18 protein-coding genes are annotated in these 16,313 nt (G+C 68.6%); 4 read left to right on the forward strand and 14 right to left on the reverse strand.

Going from position 1 to position 16,313, the window contains the following annotated elements; genetic code table 11:
* Window positions 1-32: 32 nt before the first annotated feature.
* Together ACWEO7_RS19420 and ACWEO7_RS19425 are read right to left on the reverse strand one after the other, a co-directional pair.
* Window positions 33-1,256: an oxygenase MpaB family protein gene (locus ACWEO7_RS19420; RefSeq protein ID WP_452424978.1), complete on the reverse strand. Its 1,224-nt coding sequence runs from the start codon at window positions 1,254-1,256 to the stop codon at window positions 33-35.
* Window positions 1,207-1,869, reverse strand: a complete 663-nt coding sequence (locus ACWEO7_RS19425) for a TetR/AcrR family transcriptional regulator (RefSeq protein ID WP_452424980.1) — start codon at window positions 1,867-1,869, stop codon at window positions 1,207-1,209. Before ACWEO7_RS19425 ends, ACWEO7_RS19420 begins: the two co-directional genes overlap by 50 nt.
* Before the next feature lie 172 nt (window positions 1,870-2,041).
* On the opposite strand from ACWEO7_RS19425, the gene ACWEO7_RS19430 reads away from it, so the two are divergent.
* Window positions 2,042-2,470, forward strand: a complete 429-nt coding sequence (locus ACWEO7_RS19430; protein ID WP_452424982.1) for a hypothetical protein — start codon at window positions 2,042-2,044, stop codon at window positions 2,468-2,470.
* Between the two features lie 9 nt (window positions 2,471-2,479).
* Here the strand turns inward: ACWEO7_RS19430 and ACWEO7_RS19435 are convergent, their stop codons facing one another.
* Entirely contained in the window at window positions 2,480-3,427 is a 948-nt protein-coding gene (locus tag ACWEO7_RS19435) for a GlxA family transcriptional regulator (RefSeq protein WP_452424983.1), read from the reverse strand.
* Between the two features lie 71 nt (window positions 3,428-3,498).
* Between ACWEO7_RS19435 and ACWEO7_RS19440 the strand changes: the two genes are divergently transcribed.
* Window positions 3,499-3,834, forward strand: coding sequence for a cupin domain-containing protein (locus ACWEO7_RS19440; RefSeq protein WP_452424985.1), 336 nt, complete (start codon window positions 3,499-3,501; stop codon window positions 3,832-3,834).
* Here the strand turns inward: ACWEO7_RS19440 and helR are convergent.
* The 10 genes from helR to ACWEO7_RS19490 all read right to left on the reverse strand — a co-directional run bounded on the left by helR (window position 3,819) and on the right by ACWEO7_RS19490 (window position 13,949).
* Entirely contained in the window at window positions 3,819-6,026 is a 2,208-nt protein-coding gene (gene helR, locus ACWEO7_RS19445) for an RNA polymerase recycling motor ATPase HelR (RefSeq protein WP_452424986.1), read from the reverse strand. The two genes, ACWEO7_RS19440 and helR, sit on opposite strands and share 16 nt — an antisense overlap.
* A gap of 152 nt (window positions 6,027-6,178) precedes the next feature.
* Entirely contained in the window at window positions 6,179-6,625 is a 447-nt protein-coding gene (locus ACWEO7_RS19450) for a nitroreductase/quinone reductase family protein (RefSeq protein WP_450023536.1), read from the reverse strand.
* 69 nt (window positions 6,626-6,694) lie between these two features.
* Window positions 6,695-7,681 carry a glycine betaine ABC transporter substrate-binding protein gene (locus tag ACWEO7_RS19455; RefSeq protein ID WP_452424988.1) on the reverse strand — a complete coding sequence of 329 codons (987 nt, stop codon included), beginning with the start codon at window positions 7,679-7,681 and terminating at the stop codon, window positions 6,695-6,697.
* Window positions 7,678-8,415 carry an ABC transporter permease gene (locus ACWEO7_RS19460; RefSeq protein WP_452424990.1) on the reverse strand — a complete coding sequence of 246 codons (738 nt, stop codon included), beginning with the start codon at window positions 8,413-8,415 and terminating at the stop codon, window positions 7,678-7,680. Before ACWEO7_RS19460 ends, ACWEO7_RS19455 begins: the two co-directional genes overlap by 4 nt.
* Window positions 8,412-9,695 carry an ATP-binding cassette domain-containing protein gene (locus ACWEO7_RS19465; RefSeq protein ID WP_452424992.1) on the reverse strand — a complete coding sequence of 428 codons (1,284 nt, stop codon included), beginning with the start codon at window positions 9,693-9,695 and terminating at the stop codon, window positions 8,412-8,414. The genes ACWEO7_RS19460 and ACWEO7_RS19465 overlap by 4 nt, the downstream gene beginning before the upstream one ends.
* Entirely contained in the window at window positions 9,692-10,336 is a 645-nt protein-coding gene (locus tag ACWEO7_RS19470; protein ID WP_355079357.1) for an ABC transporter permease, read from the reverse strand. Before ACWEO7_RS19470 ends, ACWEO7_RS19465 begins: the two co-directional genes overlap by 4 nt.
* Window positions 10,337-10,945: 609 nt before the next feature.
* Window positions 10,946-11,791 carry a helix-turn-helix domain-containing protein gene (locus ACWEO7_RS19475; RefSeq protein ID WP_452424993.1) on the reverse strand — a complete coding sequence of 282 codons (846 nt, stop codon included), beginning with the start codon at window positions 11,789-11,791 and terminating at the stop codon, window positions 10,946-10,948.
* Window positions 11,792-11,834: 43 nt separating this feature from the next.
* The gene (locus ACWEO7_RS19480) at window positions 11,835-11,960 is read right to left on the reverse strand and encodes a hypothetical protein (RefSeq protein WP_452424995.1); all 126 of its coding nucleotides are present in this window, start codon (window positions 11,958-11,960) and stop codon (window positions 11,835-11,837) included.
* An 18-nt stretch (window positions 11,961-11,978) separates the two neighbouring features.
* The gene (locus ACWEO7_RS19485) at window positions 11,979-12,251 is read right to left on the reverse strand and encodes a hypothetical protein (protein ID WP_452424997.1); all 273 of its coding nucleotides are present in this window, start codon (window positions 12,249-12,251) and stop codon (window positions 11,979-11,981) included.
* A 36-nt stretch (window positions 12,252-12,287) separates the two neighbouring features.
* Window positions 12,288-13,949, reverse strand: a complete 1,662-nt coding sequence (locus tag ACWEO7_RS19490; protein ID WP_452424999.1) for an FAD-dependent monooxygenase — start codon at window positions 13,947-13,949, stop codon at window positions 12,288-12,290.
* Window positions 13,950-14,058: 109 nt separating this feature from the next.
* On the opposite strand from ACWEO7_RS19490, the gene ACWEO7_RS19495 reads away from it, so the two are divergent.
* Complete coding sequence (locus ACWEO7_RS19495; protein ID WP_452425001.1) at window positions 14,059-14,544, forward strand: MarR family winged helix-turn-helix transcriptional regulator; 486 nt, start codon at window positions 14,059-14,061, stop codon at window positions 14,542-14,544.
* Window positions 14,545-14,622: 78 nt separating this feature from the next.
* Here the strand turns inward: ACWEO7_RS19495 and ACWEO7_RS19500 are convergent, their stop codons facing one another.
* Window positions 14,623-14,976 carry a YrdB family protein gene (locus ACWEO7_RS19500; protein WP_452425003.1) on the reverse strand — a complete coding sequence of 118 codons (354 nt, stop codon included), beginning with the start codon at window positions 14,974-14,976 and terminating at the stop codon, window positions 14,623-14,625.
* 154 nt (window positions 14,977-15,130) lie between these two features.
* Here ACWEO7_RS19500 and ACWEO7_RS19505 point away from each other — a divergent pair, with 154 nt between their 5' ends.
* Window positions 15,131-15,946 carry a class I SAM-dependent methyltransferase gene (locus tag ACWEO7_RS19505; RefSeq protein ID WP_452425004.1) on the forward strand — a complete coding sequence of 272 codons (816 nt, stop codon included), beginning with the start codon at window positions 15,131-15,133 and terminating at the stop codon, window positions 15,944-15,946.
* Window positions 15,947-16,313 lie beyond the last annotated feature (367 nt).

A 16,313-nucleotide genomic window follows, 5' to 3' on the forward strand; every position in this document is an offset into this window, starting at 1 on the left:
GCACCGGCGGGGTCGCGCTGCCGGATCGGCGGTCAGGCGGTGCGATCCAGCCGCGGCGCGGAATGCCCTATCGTGGCGCTGGTTTCGCCGATGAGGCGCCGCAGGAAGGCTTCCTGCTGCTCGCGTCCGTGGATGGCGGCGCGGTCGAGGCCGCCGGGAGTCAGGTGGGTGTAGGCGGTGCGCACGAGGTTGACTGGGATGCGCAGCGCCGGGTACCAGGGCGGGACATAGGCGGGCAGGCCGAGGATACGCATCGCCTTGGGTCCGAGGAAGGCGCTGCTGACGGACAGGTGCTGGGCGCGGGCGAGCCGGCCGCGCAGCGTAGGCAGGTTGGGATAGGACCAGTTCAGTGGATCGTCGGCCATAGGTAGGGCGAGCTGGCGGCTGGTCTCGTCGGGATTGGTGATGGCGGTCAAGCAGTGGTCGAGGATGGCGATGCCGTTGCGGAAGCTGGTGGGCAGCCATCGCTCTTCGACGCCGATCAGCCAGCCGACGTAGCGGGTGAGGTGGGCGGCGGCGGCCAGCTCACGGGGGGAGAGGATGACGCCGAGCGCCATGCCGCCGACGACGGGCGCGAGCAGGGCGCCGACGAGGGTGGCGGCCATGTCGGTCTGGTTGATCGGCAGGCCCCATTCCTCGGTGCGCCAGTCGGGCATGGCGGCGACGTGCCTGCGGACCAGCGAGTGGATGAGGCGCACGTGCAGGGTGGAGCGGTAGCCGACACCGTAACGGTCCATGCCGTTCTCGGTGGACACGTCCATCGCCCATTGCAGGGTCTCGGCGAACCGGCGGGCGGGGCCTTTCTCCAGGGCGCCGGTGCGCAGAAGGGTCTTGTTGAAACCGGAGGCCAGATAGCCGCCGATGAAGGAGACGTCACGGGCGAAATACAGCCCGTCGTTGCCGCCGGAACGGAACACTCGCTCGCCGTCGCGCAACAACTTCGGGTCGACCCAGGCGGGGGTGTCCTCGACGGCGGTGAAGAACTCGCGCAGCGGCGCGGGCGCGCCGGGGATGCTGTCGACGCCCGACCGGAGTGCCTGCTCGAACAACGGCCGCGTGACGGCCATGCCTTCGGTGTACATCCACTCCACGAGGCTGTCCATCGGCTCGTCGCCGACGAGCAACGAGGCGCCGAGCAGCTGCCAGCGCTGCGGGGAGGGTTTCCCGATGCGCAGCAGCGCGGCGAACGGGCCCAGGCCCGGCGCCTTACGAGGCCGCTCGGGATGCCGGGCCGGGATTGTCGCGGACGTCGTCATGGGTGGGCTCCTCGTCGGTGCGGGTGATGCCGTGTTTCATCAAAGGCACGATGGTGGTGCGGACAAAGGCACGGGCGCGGTCGTCGTCGGTGAAGTCGACGCTGCCGCCCCCGGGGGTGAGCATCAGCGAGTGGGCCAGGCGGGCGACGAGTTCGGCCACCGGGCGCGGGTCGTACTCGTCGACGAGGCCCGTGGACTGGGCATGATTGAGCATGCCGACGATGTACTCGATGCCGATGGACACCAGGCGTTCGCCCTGCACGGTGGAGAAGCGCAACGCTTCGTCCGGCGCGACCCGCAGCAGCTGGGTGACCAGCCGGTGGATGCGGGTCTGCAAGAGGACGTGCAGCATCGTGTCCTCGATCTGGGCGTCCACGTCGATGGCGGTGGCGGCGATCGCGGTCACCTCCGCGAGCATGCGTCGGGTCTCGCGGGCCAGGACCGCTTGGATCAGGTTGTCCTTGCCCGCGAACCGGCGGTGGATGGTGATCCGGCTGAGCTCGGCCATGCGGGCGATGTCCTCCAGGCTGGCCCGGCGGATCCCGACCTGCAGGATTCGTTCGAGCGCGGCGTCCATGATCCGTTCGTCGACGCCGTCGGAACCCTCGCTCATGATACAAACATACAAAGACTGTGTCATTGAGTCAATGATTCGACGAGTGTGGCCGTGACACCGGTCGTGTTCGTCGCCGCGCCATGTTGTCGCTCCCGGATCACCCGCCACGAATTGAATTGCGCGGGAAGCGGACTCCCGATCCGTGCGGCCGCGGGAAACGTGGGAGACGATGACCGGACTGCGATGGCCCACCGTAGCGCTGCGCTGGTCCGCCGTGCTCGCGGTCGCGGCTTGGACGGGCGGATGCGCGACCTTGCTCGGTGAGCCTGCTCCGCCGCCTTCGGCCGAGGAGATCGCCGCCGCCGCAGCGGAATTGGCCGGACTACCGGCTTCGGAGGTGGCCGAGCAGCGGATGGCGTCGGTCGGGGCCTGGCCCGGGTTCCAGGAAACGGCCCGAGCGCCGGCCGCGTCCGTGGGTGCGACGGACATGCTGCCGGGTGCGGCATCGTCACCGGACCGGTACGTCACGTTCGAAGGCTCGGATGGGGCCGAGTGGGACAGCAACACCGAACTGTCGGTGTTCGCCGATGCCCGGTCGATGACGATCACCGCGACCGTGGGCTGCCGACTACCCGCGGATGAGCGGTCGCCTCGGTGACTTTCCCTGTCAGACCTGTATTCCCGTGCCCCGGAACGCTCGCCGGTAGGCGCCCGGGGTCGTGCCCACCTGGGCGCGGAAGCGGCGGCGCAGGTTGACCGCGGAGGTCAGGCCGACCCGTGCCGCGATCGCCTCCACCGGCAGGTTCGTCTCCTCCAGCAGGGTGCGCGCCTCGGCCACCCGGCGGGACAGCAGCCATGCCCCCGGGCTCGTGCCGAGCTGATCGGCGAAACGCCGGGCCAGCGTGCGCGGCGAAACGCTGAGGTGTGCGGCCAGATCGCCGACCGACAGCGCTGTCCCGAGCCGCGCGCCGGCCCACTCGAGCAGGCCGTCCAGCGCGTCCGTGGGTGGTGTGGGCGGGGCGTACTGTGCTTGGCCGCCCTCGCGGTGCGGCGGCATCACCATGTGCCGCGCGACGAGCGTGGCATGCGCTGCCCCATGGTCCTTCCGGACGAGGTGCAGGCACAGGTCGATGCCCGCGCCCGCTCCGGCGCTCGTGGCGACATCGCCGTGGTCCACATAGAGCACGTCCGGTTCCACCCGAACCTCCGGGAATTCCCGCGCCAGCTGTGCGGCGCGCGCCCAGTGCGTCGTCGCCGAGCGTCCGTCCAGCAAGCCCGTGCGGGCCAGCGCGAACACTCCGGAGCAGATCGTGACGAGCCGCGCCCCACGGGCGTGCGCCCGCAGCAGCGCGCGACGCACGGCGGCCGAGAGTGGCGCCTCCACCGGCGCCCAGCCGGGGATGAGCACGGTGTCCGCGGAAGCGAGCGCCGAAAGGCCCTGCGACACTTCCAGCGTGTACCCGGCCGATGTCGGTACCGGCCCTGGCGTCTCCGTGCACACCTCGAACTCGTAGTAGTGCGGCACCCCGGCCCGCTGTGTGCCGAAAACCTCCGCGGCGCAGCCCAGCTCGAATGTCGACTGCACCGGCCGCACCAGGGCTACCACGCGATGCATGGCAAGAATGTACCTGGTGGCGGCAGACTGGACACTTTCTCGGTCCGCTTCCACGCGGCACCGTGAAAGCCATGCATTCCGAAATCCTCGCCCAGGAGGGCTACACCTCTGTGTCCGTCGCGGAATCCCCGGTCCGGGAGCTATTTCCCGGCATCCGGGTTCGGCACCTATGGACCGGGCCGTCCGGGGCGAGCGCCAACGTGCTGGAGATGGACCCGGGTACGTCGTGGCCGCGCCGCGACGTCCACGAGCCCGGCCCCGAGGAGGTTTACGTGGTCGCGGGCACCTTCAACGACGGCGCGCGCGACTACCCGGCCGGGACCTTCCTGCACGCCCCGGCCGGATCGTGGCACGTGCCGGGGACTGCGACCGGCTGCACGCTGTTCGTCTTCTACCCGGAAGGCTGATCGCGCCGGCGGTCTCCGGCCCCGACGGGCGTCGAGGTTTCGGCGAGGCCGGTCAGCGCCTGCGGCAGTGGCCCTTGGTGCAGCACGCCGAGACGTTGGGTGGCGCGAGTGAGGGCGACGTAGAGTTCGGCCGCGCCGCGCGGGCCGTCGGCCAGAATTCGTTCCGGCTCCACGACCAGGACGGCGTCGTATTCCAAACCCTTGGTCTCCGCCGCCACCGCGCCCGGCACGTCCGGTGGCCCGATCACGACGCTGGTGCCTTCGCGTGAGGCTTCGTCGCGGACGAATTCGTCTATGGCGGAACTTATTTCGTCGGCGGTGACCTGCCTGGACCACGGCCGTACGCCGCATGCGCGAACCGACTCCGGTGGCTGGACGCCGGGTGCGAACGTGGCGAGCAGCTCGGCGGCGACGGTCATGATCTCCGCCGGGGTGCGGTAGTTCACCGTCAGCGATCGGTAAACCCACCGGCCGGGTACGTACGGATCCAGCATCGCGCCCCACGAGGTCGCTCCGGCGGCCGACCGGCGTTGGGCGAGATCGCCGACGATCGTGAAAGATCGCCCCGGGCAGCGCCGCATCAGCACCCGCCAATCCATTTCGGACAGTTCCTGGGCTTCGTCCACCACGACGTGCCGGTAGGTCCAGTCCCGGTCCGCCGCCGCGCGTTCGGCGAGTTCCCGGGTGTCGCGCTCGAGGAAGCGATCCGCCAAATCCTCCGCGTAGAGCAGGTCCTGGGCGAACAAGTGGTCCTCGTCGTCCATCATGTCCTCGCGGCTGACCAGAATGTCCAGCACACCCGCCGCGTACTCGGCCTGGGCCTGCTGTTCCCGCTCGGTGTCGTCGTCCCGCTGCACACGGCCGAGCAGATCGACCAATTCATCGAGCAGCGGCACGTCCGACACCGTCCAGGCATCGCCTCTGCGGCGCAGGAGGGTCGGGTCGGCGCCCGCCGCTGCCAGCCGTTCCGGGGATTCGTACAGCTCCGCCAACAGCGTCTCCGGTGTCAGGATCGGCCAGAGTTCGTCGAGCGCGGCGGTGAACCGGTCGTTGTCCGCGAGTTCCGCGCGCAGGTCCGACCGCAGGTTCTCCCATGCTTCGCGGTCGTCGCGGGTCAGCCAGCCCCGGCCGATGCGGGCGATCGCCCGCTCGGTGAGCACCCAGGTGACGATCTCGGTGAACACGGCGCGAGCTTCGTTGTGCGATAGCCCGCTCGCCCGCGCCTCCTCCCGGCCCCACTCCGCGGTTTCGGCGTCGATTCGCACGGTGACGTCGGACAATTCGATCGACAGCGGATGCTCCGGCACCCGCTGCCGATCGGCTACGGCCGCCGCGAGCACGTCCAGGATCCGCAGCGACCCTTTGTGCCGGGCGGCGTCCGGGTCGTCCTCCGCGGTGACGTGCAGGCCGGGCACCAGGTCGCCGGTGGTCGTGAACACGACGTTCGTCTCGCCCAGCGACGGCAGAACGCGGCCGATGTGGTTCAGGAACGCCGGGTTGGGGCCGACCACGAGCACGCCGTGGCGTTCCATCCGCTCCCGCTGGGTGTAGAGCAGATACGCGACGCGGTGCAGCGCCACGACGGTCTTGCCGGTGCCGGGGCCACCCTCGATCACCAGCACGCCCGGGTGGTCGAGCCGGATGATCTCGTCCTGTTCGGCCTGGATCGTCGCCACGATGTCGCGCATCCCCTCGCCACGCGGCGCGTCGACCGCCGCGAGCAGCGCGGCGTCGCCGCGCTCGGCGCCGCCGGGGCGGCCGAGGACCTCGTCGGTGAAATCGACCACTCGGCGCCCGCGGGTATGGAATTGCCTGCGCCTGCGCATGTTCTCCGGGCTGGCGGCGGTGGCGACGTAGAACGCGCGCGCCGCGGGCGCCCGCCAGTCGAGCAACAGCGGTTCGTACTCGTTCTGCGCGTCGAACAGGCCGATGCGGCCGATGTAGGAACGTTCGCCCGACAAGGCGTCCAATCGCCCGAAACACAGCCCGTTGTCCGCTACGTCCAGCCGCTTCACCTCCCTGGCCAGCGTGCGCACCTCGACATCCCGTTCCATCGGCGTTCCGCCGTTTCCGCGCAGAGCGGTGGTGTATCCGCTCCTCGCTCGCGCGCGCTCGGCGTCGAGCCGCGTGTAGAGCCCGGCCACGTAGCTCCGCTCGGACCGCAATTCGTCCTCGTACCCCTGAGTTGACACAGGCCCCTCCGTTTCGTGGCTCGACGATCCCGCGCGGACGCCGCTGCTCGCCCGATCGCATCGAGCAGTAACGCCGCAGCCAGCGATTCTGCGGCACGACCCGGGTCTTGCCGCAAGCCCCCGGGTGCGCTATAGGTTGTAGGTGGAGGGGGTCAGACGCGGGTGAGTTCGAACAGCGGAATGACGCGTTCGGTCTTCGCCTGGTAATCCGCGAGAACGGGAGCCAGCTCGACAACTCGCTCGAAATACCGGTCGCGTTCGTCGCGCGGCAACTCACGAGCGATCACGGCATAGGCATCGGTGCCGACCTCGACTCGGGCACGCGCGTCGGCACGCAGGTTGTGCACCCACGCCGGATCCTTGGGCGAGCCGAGGTAGGAGCCGACGACCAGCATCCGCCCGTCGACGGTCACATACGCGAGCGGTGACAGCCGGGGCGCGCCCGACTTCGCGCCCGTCGTGTGGAGCAGCAGTAGCCTGCCGCCCGGTAAGCCGGCGACCTCGCCGCCGTTGGCGCGGAACTCTTCCACGATGCCGCGGTTGAAGCCGTCCAGCGCGTCGGTGTCGGAAGCCAGTCTGTCCTTGTCGATCTCGGTCATGTGCATGGCAACTGTCCGATGGGCGAGGTCCATTCCGGGCATGTCGCGGCGGCCGAAATCGTCCCGGCCCTACTCGACCAGCCTCGCGCTCTTCAGCCAGTCGTAGGCGACGTCGGCGGGGTCTTCGCCGTCGATGTCGACCCGGCCGTTGAGATCCTGCATCAGCTCGTCGGTGAGGTGCTCGGAGATGGTTGCGAGCAGCGCGCGCAATTGCGGGTACCGATCGATGATCGCGCCGCGCACGACGGCGGTGCCGCTGTAGGGCAGGAAGAACTTCCGGTCGTCCTCGAGGACCACCAGGTTCAGGTTCTTGACCCGGCCGTCGGTGGTGTAGATCATGCCGAAATTGCACGGGGCGCTCTTGGCCGTGGCCGTGTAGACGACACCGGCGTCCATCCGCGTGACGTTGCCGGAGGGGACACCGTTCGGATCGTTGTAGGGAATACCGTATTTCTGCAGCATCGGAATGAAACCGTCGGCGCGGCTGAAGAATTCGTCGTCGACGCAGAATGTCCGGTCGGGCACCGGGAGCGCGGCCACGTCGGACAGCGACTTCACATGCAGGCGTTCGGCGGTCGGGGTCGAGGCGCCGAAGGCGTACGTGTCGTTGAAGTTCGCCGGTGGCAGCCACTCCAGATCGTGGTCGCGCTTCTCGATGTCGTGCACGCGCTGCCAGAGTTCGGTCGGGTCGGAGATCGTCTCGGTCTGGTTGTGGTAGTTGACCCAGCCGGTGCCGGTGTACTCCCAGAGCACATCGGCGTCGCCGCTCAGCTGAGCCTGCCGGGACGAGGCCGAGCCCGGCGCCCCGGTCAGGTCGGTGACCTTCGCGCCCGCCGCGGCCAGGTAGGTCGCGGTGATCTTGCCCAGCAGCACCCCCTCGGTGAAGCTCTTCGAGGTGACGACCAGCTCGGCGCCGTCCAGCGGCCGGTCACCGCCGGGCAGGCGCGCGTCGTGGAAGGTTCCCGAGGAGCTCACCAGACCGCACCCGGCGAGCGCCGCCGCCGATACGACGAGTGCGCAGAGCAGGGTGACCAGCCGGGCTCGTGGCGATCTCATGAGATACCTCGTGGGGTCGCGGCCAGTTCCACCAGTCGGCCGAGCCAGTCGATGATCAACGCCAGGAGTCCGACCAGAATCGCGCCGGAGACCAGCAGTTTGGGCAGGAAGAGGGTGACGCCGGTGGTGATCAGCGTGCCGAGGCTGGTCGCGCCGATGAACGTGCTCAACGTCGCGGTGCCCACGAGGATCACCAACGCCGTGCGCACCCCGTTCAGAATCACCGGGACCGCGAGCGGCAGTTCGACCTGCAACAGCGTGCGCGCGGCGGAATAGCCGATGCCGCGGGACGCCTCGATGGTGCGCTGATCGACTTGCCGGAGCCCGACGATCGTGTTCTGCAGGATGGGCAGCACCGCGTACACGACGAGTCCGACGATCGCCGTGCGGAATCCCGTGCCCAGCCAGAAGGTGAACAGCACGAGCAGCCCGACCGCGGGCGCGGCCTGGCCGATATTGGCGATATTGACCGCGATCGGCTCGAGCCGCCGCAACGCCGGGCGGGTCAGCGCGATGCCGAGCGGAATCGCGACGACCACCACGATCACCGTGGCCACCACGGTCAGCTCGATGTGCTGGGCGATCGTGGTCCGCAGGTTGTCCCAGCCGAGGGACGCCCGCTCGGTCGCGGTGAATGTCGTCGACCGGTACCAGAGGATGTATCCGACAGCGATGACGAGGATGACGATCGGTTCGAACCACACGTCGATCGGCAGGCGGCGCAGACGGCTCATGACGGCTCGTCCGATCCGGGTTCCTCGTCGGCGGCGACCACCGGCGTGGGCGCCGGATCGGTTCCGTCGACGTAGGTGACGTAGGAGAGATCCTCCGCGTCGGCGCGGCCTTCGGCGAGTTTGGTCCGGATCACGTCGGTGACCGTGTCGATGCTGAGCGAGCCGAGGACCGCGCCGCGGCCGTCGGTGACCAGGGCGGCGCCTTGGCTGGTGGCGAGCATGGCGTCGAGCGCGTCGTTGAGCGTCGAGGATCGTGCGACCACGGGCAACCGCCGATCCAGGTAGTCGGAGACCTCCGGTTTGGTCGCCAACTCCGTGAGCGAAGGCCACGACCGGGGCCGCCCGGCCTCGTCGACGACGACGACCCAGGTCTGTCCGGCGGCCTCGGCGCGGTCGATCACGCCCTGCGCCGACTCGCCGATCCGCGCGGTGATCACGTCGTCGTAGGCGACGTCGCGCACCCGCGACACGGTCAGATAGGCCAGCTTCGCGCCAGACCCGACGAACTCCTCCACGAACGGTGTGGCCGGATCGGTGAGGATCTCCTCCGGACTCGCGTACTGCTCGACCTGACCGCCTTCGGACAGGATGAGCACCTTGTCGCCGAGCTTGGTGGCCTCTTCGAAGTCGTGGGTGACGATCACGATGGTCTTGCCGAGTTCCTGCTGGATCGCGATCAAGCTGTCCTGCAGGCGAACCCGGGTGATCGGATCGACCGCGCCGAACGGCTCGTCCATGAGCAGCACCGGCGGGTCGGCGGCGAGCGCACGGGCTACCCCGACGCGCTGCTGCTGTCCGCCGGACATGTCCTTCGGCAGCCGGTCGGCGTAGGTGGCGGGATCCAGACCGACCAGATCGAGCAGGTACTCGGTGCGTTCGGCGATCCGCTTCTTGTCCCACCCGAGCACCCGGGGGATGGCGCCGACGTTCTTGGCGACGGTCCAGTGCGGGAACAGGCCACCGGACTGGATGACGTATCCGATCGACTGCCGGAGCTTGTCCGGGTCCTCCCTGGTGACATCGCGGCCGCCGATGAAGATGCGGCCCTCGGTCGGCTCGATCAAGCGGTTGATCATCTTCAACGTGGTCGTCTTGCCGCACCCGGACGGGCCGACGAACGCGACGATGTCTCCCGCCTCGATCTCGAGGTCGAGGCGCCGCACCGCAGGCTTGTCCTGGCCTTTGTAGCGCTTGACGACCGAGTCCAGTGTGATGGACGCACCGGTCACTGAGCGTTGCGTCGGCGCGGGAGCGGGCCCGTTGGTCACATGCGCGGTCATGACAGTCCCTTTGCGATCGTGAGGCGTCCGAGCAGGACGAGGAGTGCGTCGAACACCAGCGCGATGATGACGATGAGGATGGTCCCGGTGAGCGCCATCTCCAGGGAGTTCGCGCCGCCGAGGCGGGAGAGGCCGTTGAAGATCAGCGATCCCAGGCCCGGTCCGAGGACGTAGGCCACGATGGCGGCGACCCCGACGATCATCTGCGTGGACACCCTGATGCCGGTGAGAATCACCGGCCAGGCGATCGGCAATTCGACGGTCAGCAGAATGCGCCGGCGCGAGAAGCCGATCCCACGGGCGGATTCGACGACCGAGGCGGGCACCGACCGCAACCCCACGATCGCGTTGCCGACCACCGGCAACGCCGCGAAGAACGCCAGCATCACGAACGAGGGGACGACCCCCAGCCCGAACGGGACCAGCAGGATAGCCAGCAGTGCCAGCGAAGGAATCGTCAGCGCGACGCGGCTGGTGGTCAGCGACAGCGCGGACAGCAGCGGTAGCCGGTAGACCGCCACCGCGATGAGGACGGCGACCACGGTTCCGACCAGAACGGTTTGGAACGCCAGGGAGGCGTGTTGATAGGTCAGGAACGCCAGGACTTCGCCCCGCCCCCTGATATAGCTCCATAAATTCACGGGATTCCCCTCGTCAGCCGAAGACCGGTCGGTACCTGTCCGTGTACAGCCGCGCGAGCCGGTGAAAAGTCGTGGACAACGCGGGTTCGATTTCCGGCGGCACGCGGAAAGCGAATCGCCGCACGGCCGAATTCGCGCTCCTTTTCGACCGTAACCGATTCTTTGCCGGACACGAGTTCTGTGGGCACGAGTCCTCCGGTCACGAGACGGGTTATGCCGCCTGTGTGACGGGGTCGACCGCCGAGTAGAGCCCGGCATTGCCCGCCGTCACGGTGCTCGGCGCGCCGACGTGACCGCCTGACTCGACCACCTGCGGAGCGGATGCGATGCCGGCTGTGTGATCGGCGGACATACCAGGGCCTTTCGCTCTAACCGGATGATCGGGTCAGAGGAAACCACGCCCACCCGGGTGCGGCCAGCATTACAGTCAGCCGGATCGAAATGGGCGTGCTTCGCCGTCTCACCGGTCTGCGCGCAGATCCACCGGCAGGATCACGGCCCGGCTGTGGCAGGTGTCGAGCGAGATGCTGGTCGCTTGACGGGCACGTCGTCAGCTCTCGGAGCCCTGCCCCGGGGCAGTGGCGACAGGGTGGCGAGAGCTGAAGGCGTTCACCGGAAGAATGTTCCCCACACTCGGTAGCGGTGTTTCGAGATGGCGGTGAGCGGCTCCGCCGTCAGCGCACCCGGCGTGATCTCCGCGAAGCTCGACACGTCGCGGCAGAGGTGGGACTGGTCGGTGTATCCGCATGTCGCCGCGACGTCGGCGGCAGGAAGACCCGTCAGCAGGCCTTCGACCGCGTGCCGGAACCGGACCAGCATCGCGGCCCGCTTCGGGGTGAGTCCGATCTGAGCTTCGAACCTGGACCACAGCCGTTTGCGGCTCCATCCGCAGGATTCGGCGAGCTCGCCGACCAGCACCTGCCCTCGGCTCGCGACGATGCGTCGCCAACTGGCGACGACTTCCGGGTCCGGGGTCCGGGTAGGGTCGGCACACCGCCGCAAGAACGAATTCGTCAGCGCGAAGCGCTCCTCCCACGTCTCGGCACCGGCGAGCCGCTCACGCAGCAACAGCGCCCCGCGACCCCACAGATCGTCCAAGCCGACGACCGTGTGGCCCAGATCGACCGGATCGATAGTCGACAACGAATAGAACTGCAGCGGCGACAAGCGCGCCTCGATGCATTCGGCCCGCTCGGTGCGCACCCGCATCGTCCCGTGCGGAAACCCGGAGACGAAGCCGCTGAGTGCCTGCCGGCCCGCCGTGCTGTCGACGATCAGTTCGTTCTCCCCGAACTCGATCAGCACCGTGATCGCCGGTAGCGCGGTGACCCGGAGGTCCAACCCGCCGGCCCCATGGGCGCGATACCCGATCATCGCCGTGCCGCCCACCGGTGCGGCGGCGGACGAACGGCGAAAATCCCACCCGGTGTCATGCTCGAGCCCGATCGGTGCCACCCGCTCAGGCTAACCGCCTCGACCCGCGACGGGAGCGGGCCGCTCAGGACTGGTCGACGCGTTCGAGGGCGAAGCGGGCCAGATCGGTGGAAACGGTCTCCGGTCGTCCACCGGACTGTCTCGCCGCGGCGGCGAGCACGTCGAGGTGGTGGTAGCCGGGGGCGATCACCGTCTCCCCGTGGCTATGTCACCCCGCCGCGGCGACCATTCCGGCGCCGCCGACCAGCTTGATCGTCGGATTGGCGAGGATACCGCCGGGATGGGTGCGGTGCCGCGTGATCTCGGGCGCCCGCGCTTGGAAGACGTCGAACGCGAGTCGCGTCGGGAGGTACCACTCGGAGAAGTCCAGCGGTTGCGCGGCGAGGCTGCGCGAGAGGTCCGCGATGTCGGTGACCTCGGGGGTGGCGCACGACCTCTTGTCACGACAGCGGAGCGGCCATATCGCCGAAACATTCCGCACCGGTGCGAGGAAACCCAGGGCGGCGCGTCCGTGCCGTCAACGCCGGTTCGGCGGCCTATGAAAAATCCCGAACGCGGGCTGGTTTGCTCTGTCATCCGCCCCATAAGCCGATCGCATCGAGTCATCGTTCTCCACGCCCGGCCGCACGTCCTCTCCGATGTCGGCCAAGCGGGGCAGCCCGCCCGCGATCGTGGGTTCGTCGCGGAACACGGCTGCGATGTAGCCGTCGGGACGAATGAGTACCGCGGTGTCGCCGGTGATGTCGTAGTTGCGGTGGACACTGCCGTCTCCATCGATCAGCGTGTCCGCTCCGGTAGTGGCTGTGTCGGTGGTGATCCGGATCGTTCGCGTTGCTGCGGTGCCGCGGGTGTCGGCCTGGTCGGGAGCGTCGCCCTGGTCGAAGGTGAGCAGGGTCCACTGCGGACCGCGCAGCAGATCGAACACCCGGACTTCGCGACCGGACGAGGCCTCGATACCGACGGCGTCGGGAGCGCGGTCACCGGCGCGAACGCGGCCGGTCCGCGGGCCGGGGCCGGTGAGCGGACTGTCGGGGTAGGCGACGGTGAGCCCGGTGGTGAAATCGTCGGTGAGCCTGCTGACGGCCGACGCTCCGTCGCCGTCGCCCGCGGAGCGCATGAGTGCGTGCATACGGTCGGTGCTGTCGTCGAGGACGGCCCGCGCGACCGCGCGGCGTTCGAGTTCGTAAGTGTCCAAGAGGGTTTCGTCGGCCCCGTCGAGGACGGCGGCGAGTTTCCAGCCGAGGTTGTAGGCGTCCTGGATGCCGGTGTTCATGCCCTGCCCACCGGCGGGGGAGTGGATATGCGCGGCATCCCCGGCGAGGAAGACCCGCCCGACCCGGTAACGGTCGACCAGGCAGACGTTGATCCGGTACAGCGACAACCAACCGGCATCCTCGATGCGGACGTCTCCCAGTCCGGAATGCGCGGCGAACAGGCGCCGGAACAGGTCGAGCGTCGGCGCGGCAGGCTGGGGGTCATCGGCGGGAATGGACGCTTGGAATTGCCAGACATCGGTGCTGGGCAGCGGGAACAGCGAGAGGATCCCATGCTCGGGGCTCATCCACACATGCTGGCAGCGGCCGTCCAAACCCTCGATCCGCACATCGCCGAGCCACCAGCGGTGATCGCCATAGGACACCCCGGCGAGTGTGGCGCCGATCCGATCCCGGACCACGCTGCGCCCACCGTCGCAACCGACGACGTAAAGGGCGCGCATTCGCCGATCACCGGTGGTCGTGGACACGGTCACCTCCACGGCGTCATCTGTCTGCGCGACGGCCGTCACCTCGGCTCCCCACTCGACCCGGCCGCCGAGTTCGGCGAGCCGATCGCGCAAGATCTGCTCGAACAGCGGCTGGGACAACCACACCGGCGCGTACGGCACGCCTGGATCGCGTACGCCCAGCGCGGCCTCTACGGCCTCGGAGGTCACGCGGTCACGCTCGTAGTGCCGGGTCGGCACATGCACCCGCCCCAGCTCCAATACTCGATCGATCACGCCGAGGTCGTCGGCGACCTCCAAGGCGCGGGGCTGGATGGTCTTGGCTCGCGACGCCGTGCTGGGTCCGGCGGCGCGGTCGACGATGCGGTAATCGACGCCACGGCGGGCCAGGTCGATCGCCAGGGCCAGACCGGTCGGGCCCGCGCCGACGATCAGAATTTCGGTTGAGGTCTGCATATAATCTACCTACCTTAGGTATCTATTATTCGGCCGCACGCCGCCGCTTTCGAGGGGGTGGGATGCCGAGTACTATATACCTAACTTAGGTATCTGGACAAGGTGGGAAATGAGCGGCGACAACGATGCGCTGAAGGGGCTGCTGCCGCGCATGGGGCAGCTGAGCAACACGCTGGGCCGCGGGCAGTTGTTCGAAACCGCCACGGCGGCAGCGGGAATCACCCTGGAACGGCCCGCGGTCACGATCCTCGTGATCCTGGAATCCGCCGGGCGGCCCTTGCGGGTGGGGGAGATAGCGGCCCGGATGCAGGTGGCCGGGCCGCACGTCACGCGCCAGCTCAACGGTCTCGAACAGCGCCGCCTCGTGCGTCGTGTCCCGGACCCGGACGACCAGCGCGCCCGATTGATCACCCTCACGTCGGCCGGTGAGCAGCTGATCGGCCGCTACTTGCGGGTCATAGACGGCTGGTTCGACCGGGCCCTTTCCGGATGGTCCGAGTCCGATCAGCGCGACCTCGTTCGCCTGCTCGGTCGTCTGGTCGATGACCTCTCGGCGCACTTGGACACCGTCGTCGAGGATGCTTTCCCCGAATAGCGCCACGACCACGCGTCGCTCATCGGTGGACAGGGTCTGCGACTGGGTGCTCGGAGCCGAGCGGCGGCGGCGCCGGCGTCACCCCTGGTTCCACGCCAGGCGCAGCACGCCGTTGACGAGGTAGCAGGCGAACAGGATCGCGGCCGGGGTGAGTGACGCGGCACCGTACAGCGCCAACGCGCCGGTGCCGAACCAGGCCAATTCGAACAGCATTCGAGCGAAACCGTGCAACGGGTACGTGGCATTGGTTCCGCCGCCTGCGGCGAACAGTCCCCAGAGCACCGCGAGCAGCAGGGGCGTGCCGATGCCCGCCACGATCTTCATCGGCCACTGCGAGTTCACGGTGAAACCCCAGTATCCGGCGCTCCCCAGCACGCTCAACTCCAACAAGAACATCAGGCCGAGATTGGCCGCTTTGACCGCGCCGAGCACAACTACCTCCAGTGATAACCGCTCTTTCTTGAGAGCAATGCTCTCATTTTGGTGGTGGTGCGTCAAGCGGCGACGGTCACCGTCTGGTGTGTGGGTGATTCGGTCCGATCGGTAGGGTGGCGGCATGCAGGTCGGGGAACCGAGTAGAACCGCCATGGCCGTAGCGCGAGCGAGGGCCCACCATCAGATCGCCGACGAGCCGCGGGTGTTCACGGATCCGCTGGCTGTGCGGATCGTCGGCGAAACCGCCGTCGGGGCGAGCGAATTCGACCGAGGCGTCGACGCGGACCTGGCTCGTCGACGGCGTTTGTTCATCGCGGCGCGCAGCCGCTTCGCCGATGACGTCGTGGCGGCCGCGGTGGCGCGGGGGACGAACCAAGTAGTCGTCCTCGGTGCGGGGCTGGACACCAGCGCCTACCGCAATACCCACGAGAACGTGCGATTCTTCGAGGTCGATCATCCCGACACCCAGCAATGGAAGCGGCGCAGGCTTGCCGAGGCCGAAATCGCCGTCCCGCCATCGCTGACGTTCGCCCCGATCGACTTCGAAGAGTCCACGCTCGCCGCCGGATTGGCCGCGGCCGGTCTGGACCGCAGCAGCGACGCGTTGTTCGTCTGGCTGGGTGTTGTCATGTACCTGACCAGGGCATCGGTCGATGACACGCTGCGCTACATCGCCGGTCACGGCGCCGCCGCGGAGGTGGTCTTCGACTATTTGTACCCGCCCTCCTCGGCGCCGCATGACGTCGTGGCCGACGACAGGCAGGCACGCGCGGATCGCGTCGCCGCGGTCGGCGAGCCATGGCTCAGTTTCTTCACCGCGGAGGAGATCCGCGATGCGTTGCTGTCCTTCGGCTTCACACGGGTCGAAGACCATACTGCGACAGAGTTGTTGAGCGCGTATGGCGTCGGAGCCGCCGCTCGGTCCGCGAATTCGGTGCCGCATTTGGTCCACGCCGGCACGGTGTGAACCCGGGCGTCCTCGCCTCCTCGGCATACTCCTCGCGGTCGGCGGACCGCCACGCCGTCCACCCCGGTCTCACCCCGCCTCGGCGGGTGCTCGCGCTCATTACAGGCACGGCAGCGACTTCGCCGCAAGCGGACGACTTGCCACCTGCGACGGTGTACGGCGCGAACCCCTCGCCGCTCGAGTCGGGGCCCTCGCGGTCAGGTCGGAGGCCGCGACGCATCGGATAGGCGGCGATCCCGGCGCAGCCGAGGGCGTCGGGCCGGATCCGCCGTCCGGGTGCAGTGCGCTGGGCGTCCTGACGCGGTGCCCGTGATTCCGGAGAGCCGGTGCGCGATTTCCTCTGGCGCGGTGGCGATCCGAAGCGGTT

It is taken from the genome of Nocardia sp. NPDC004260, assembly GCF_053603155.1.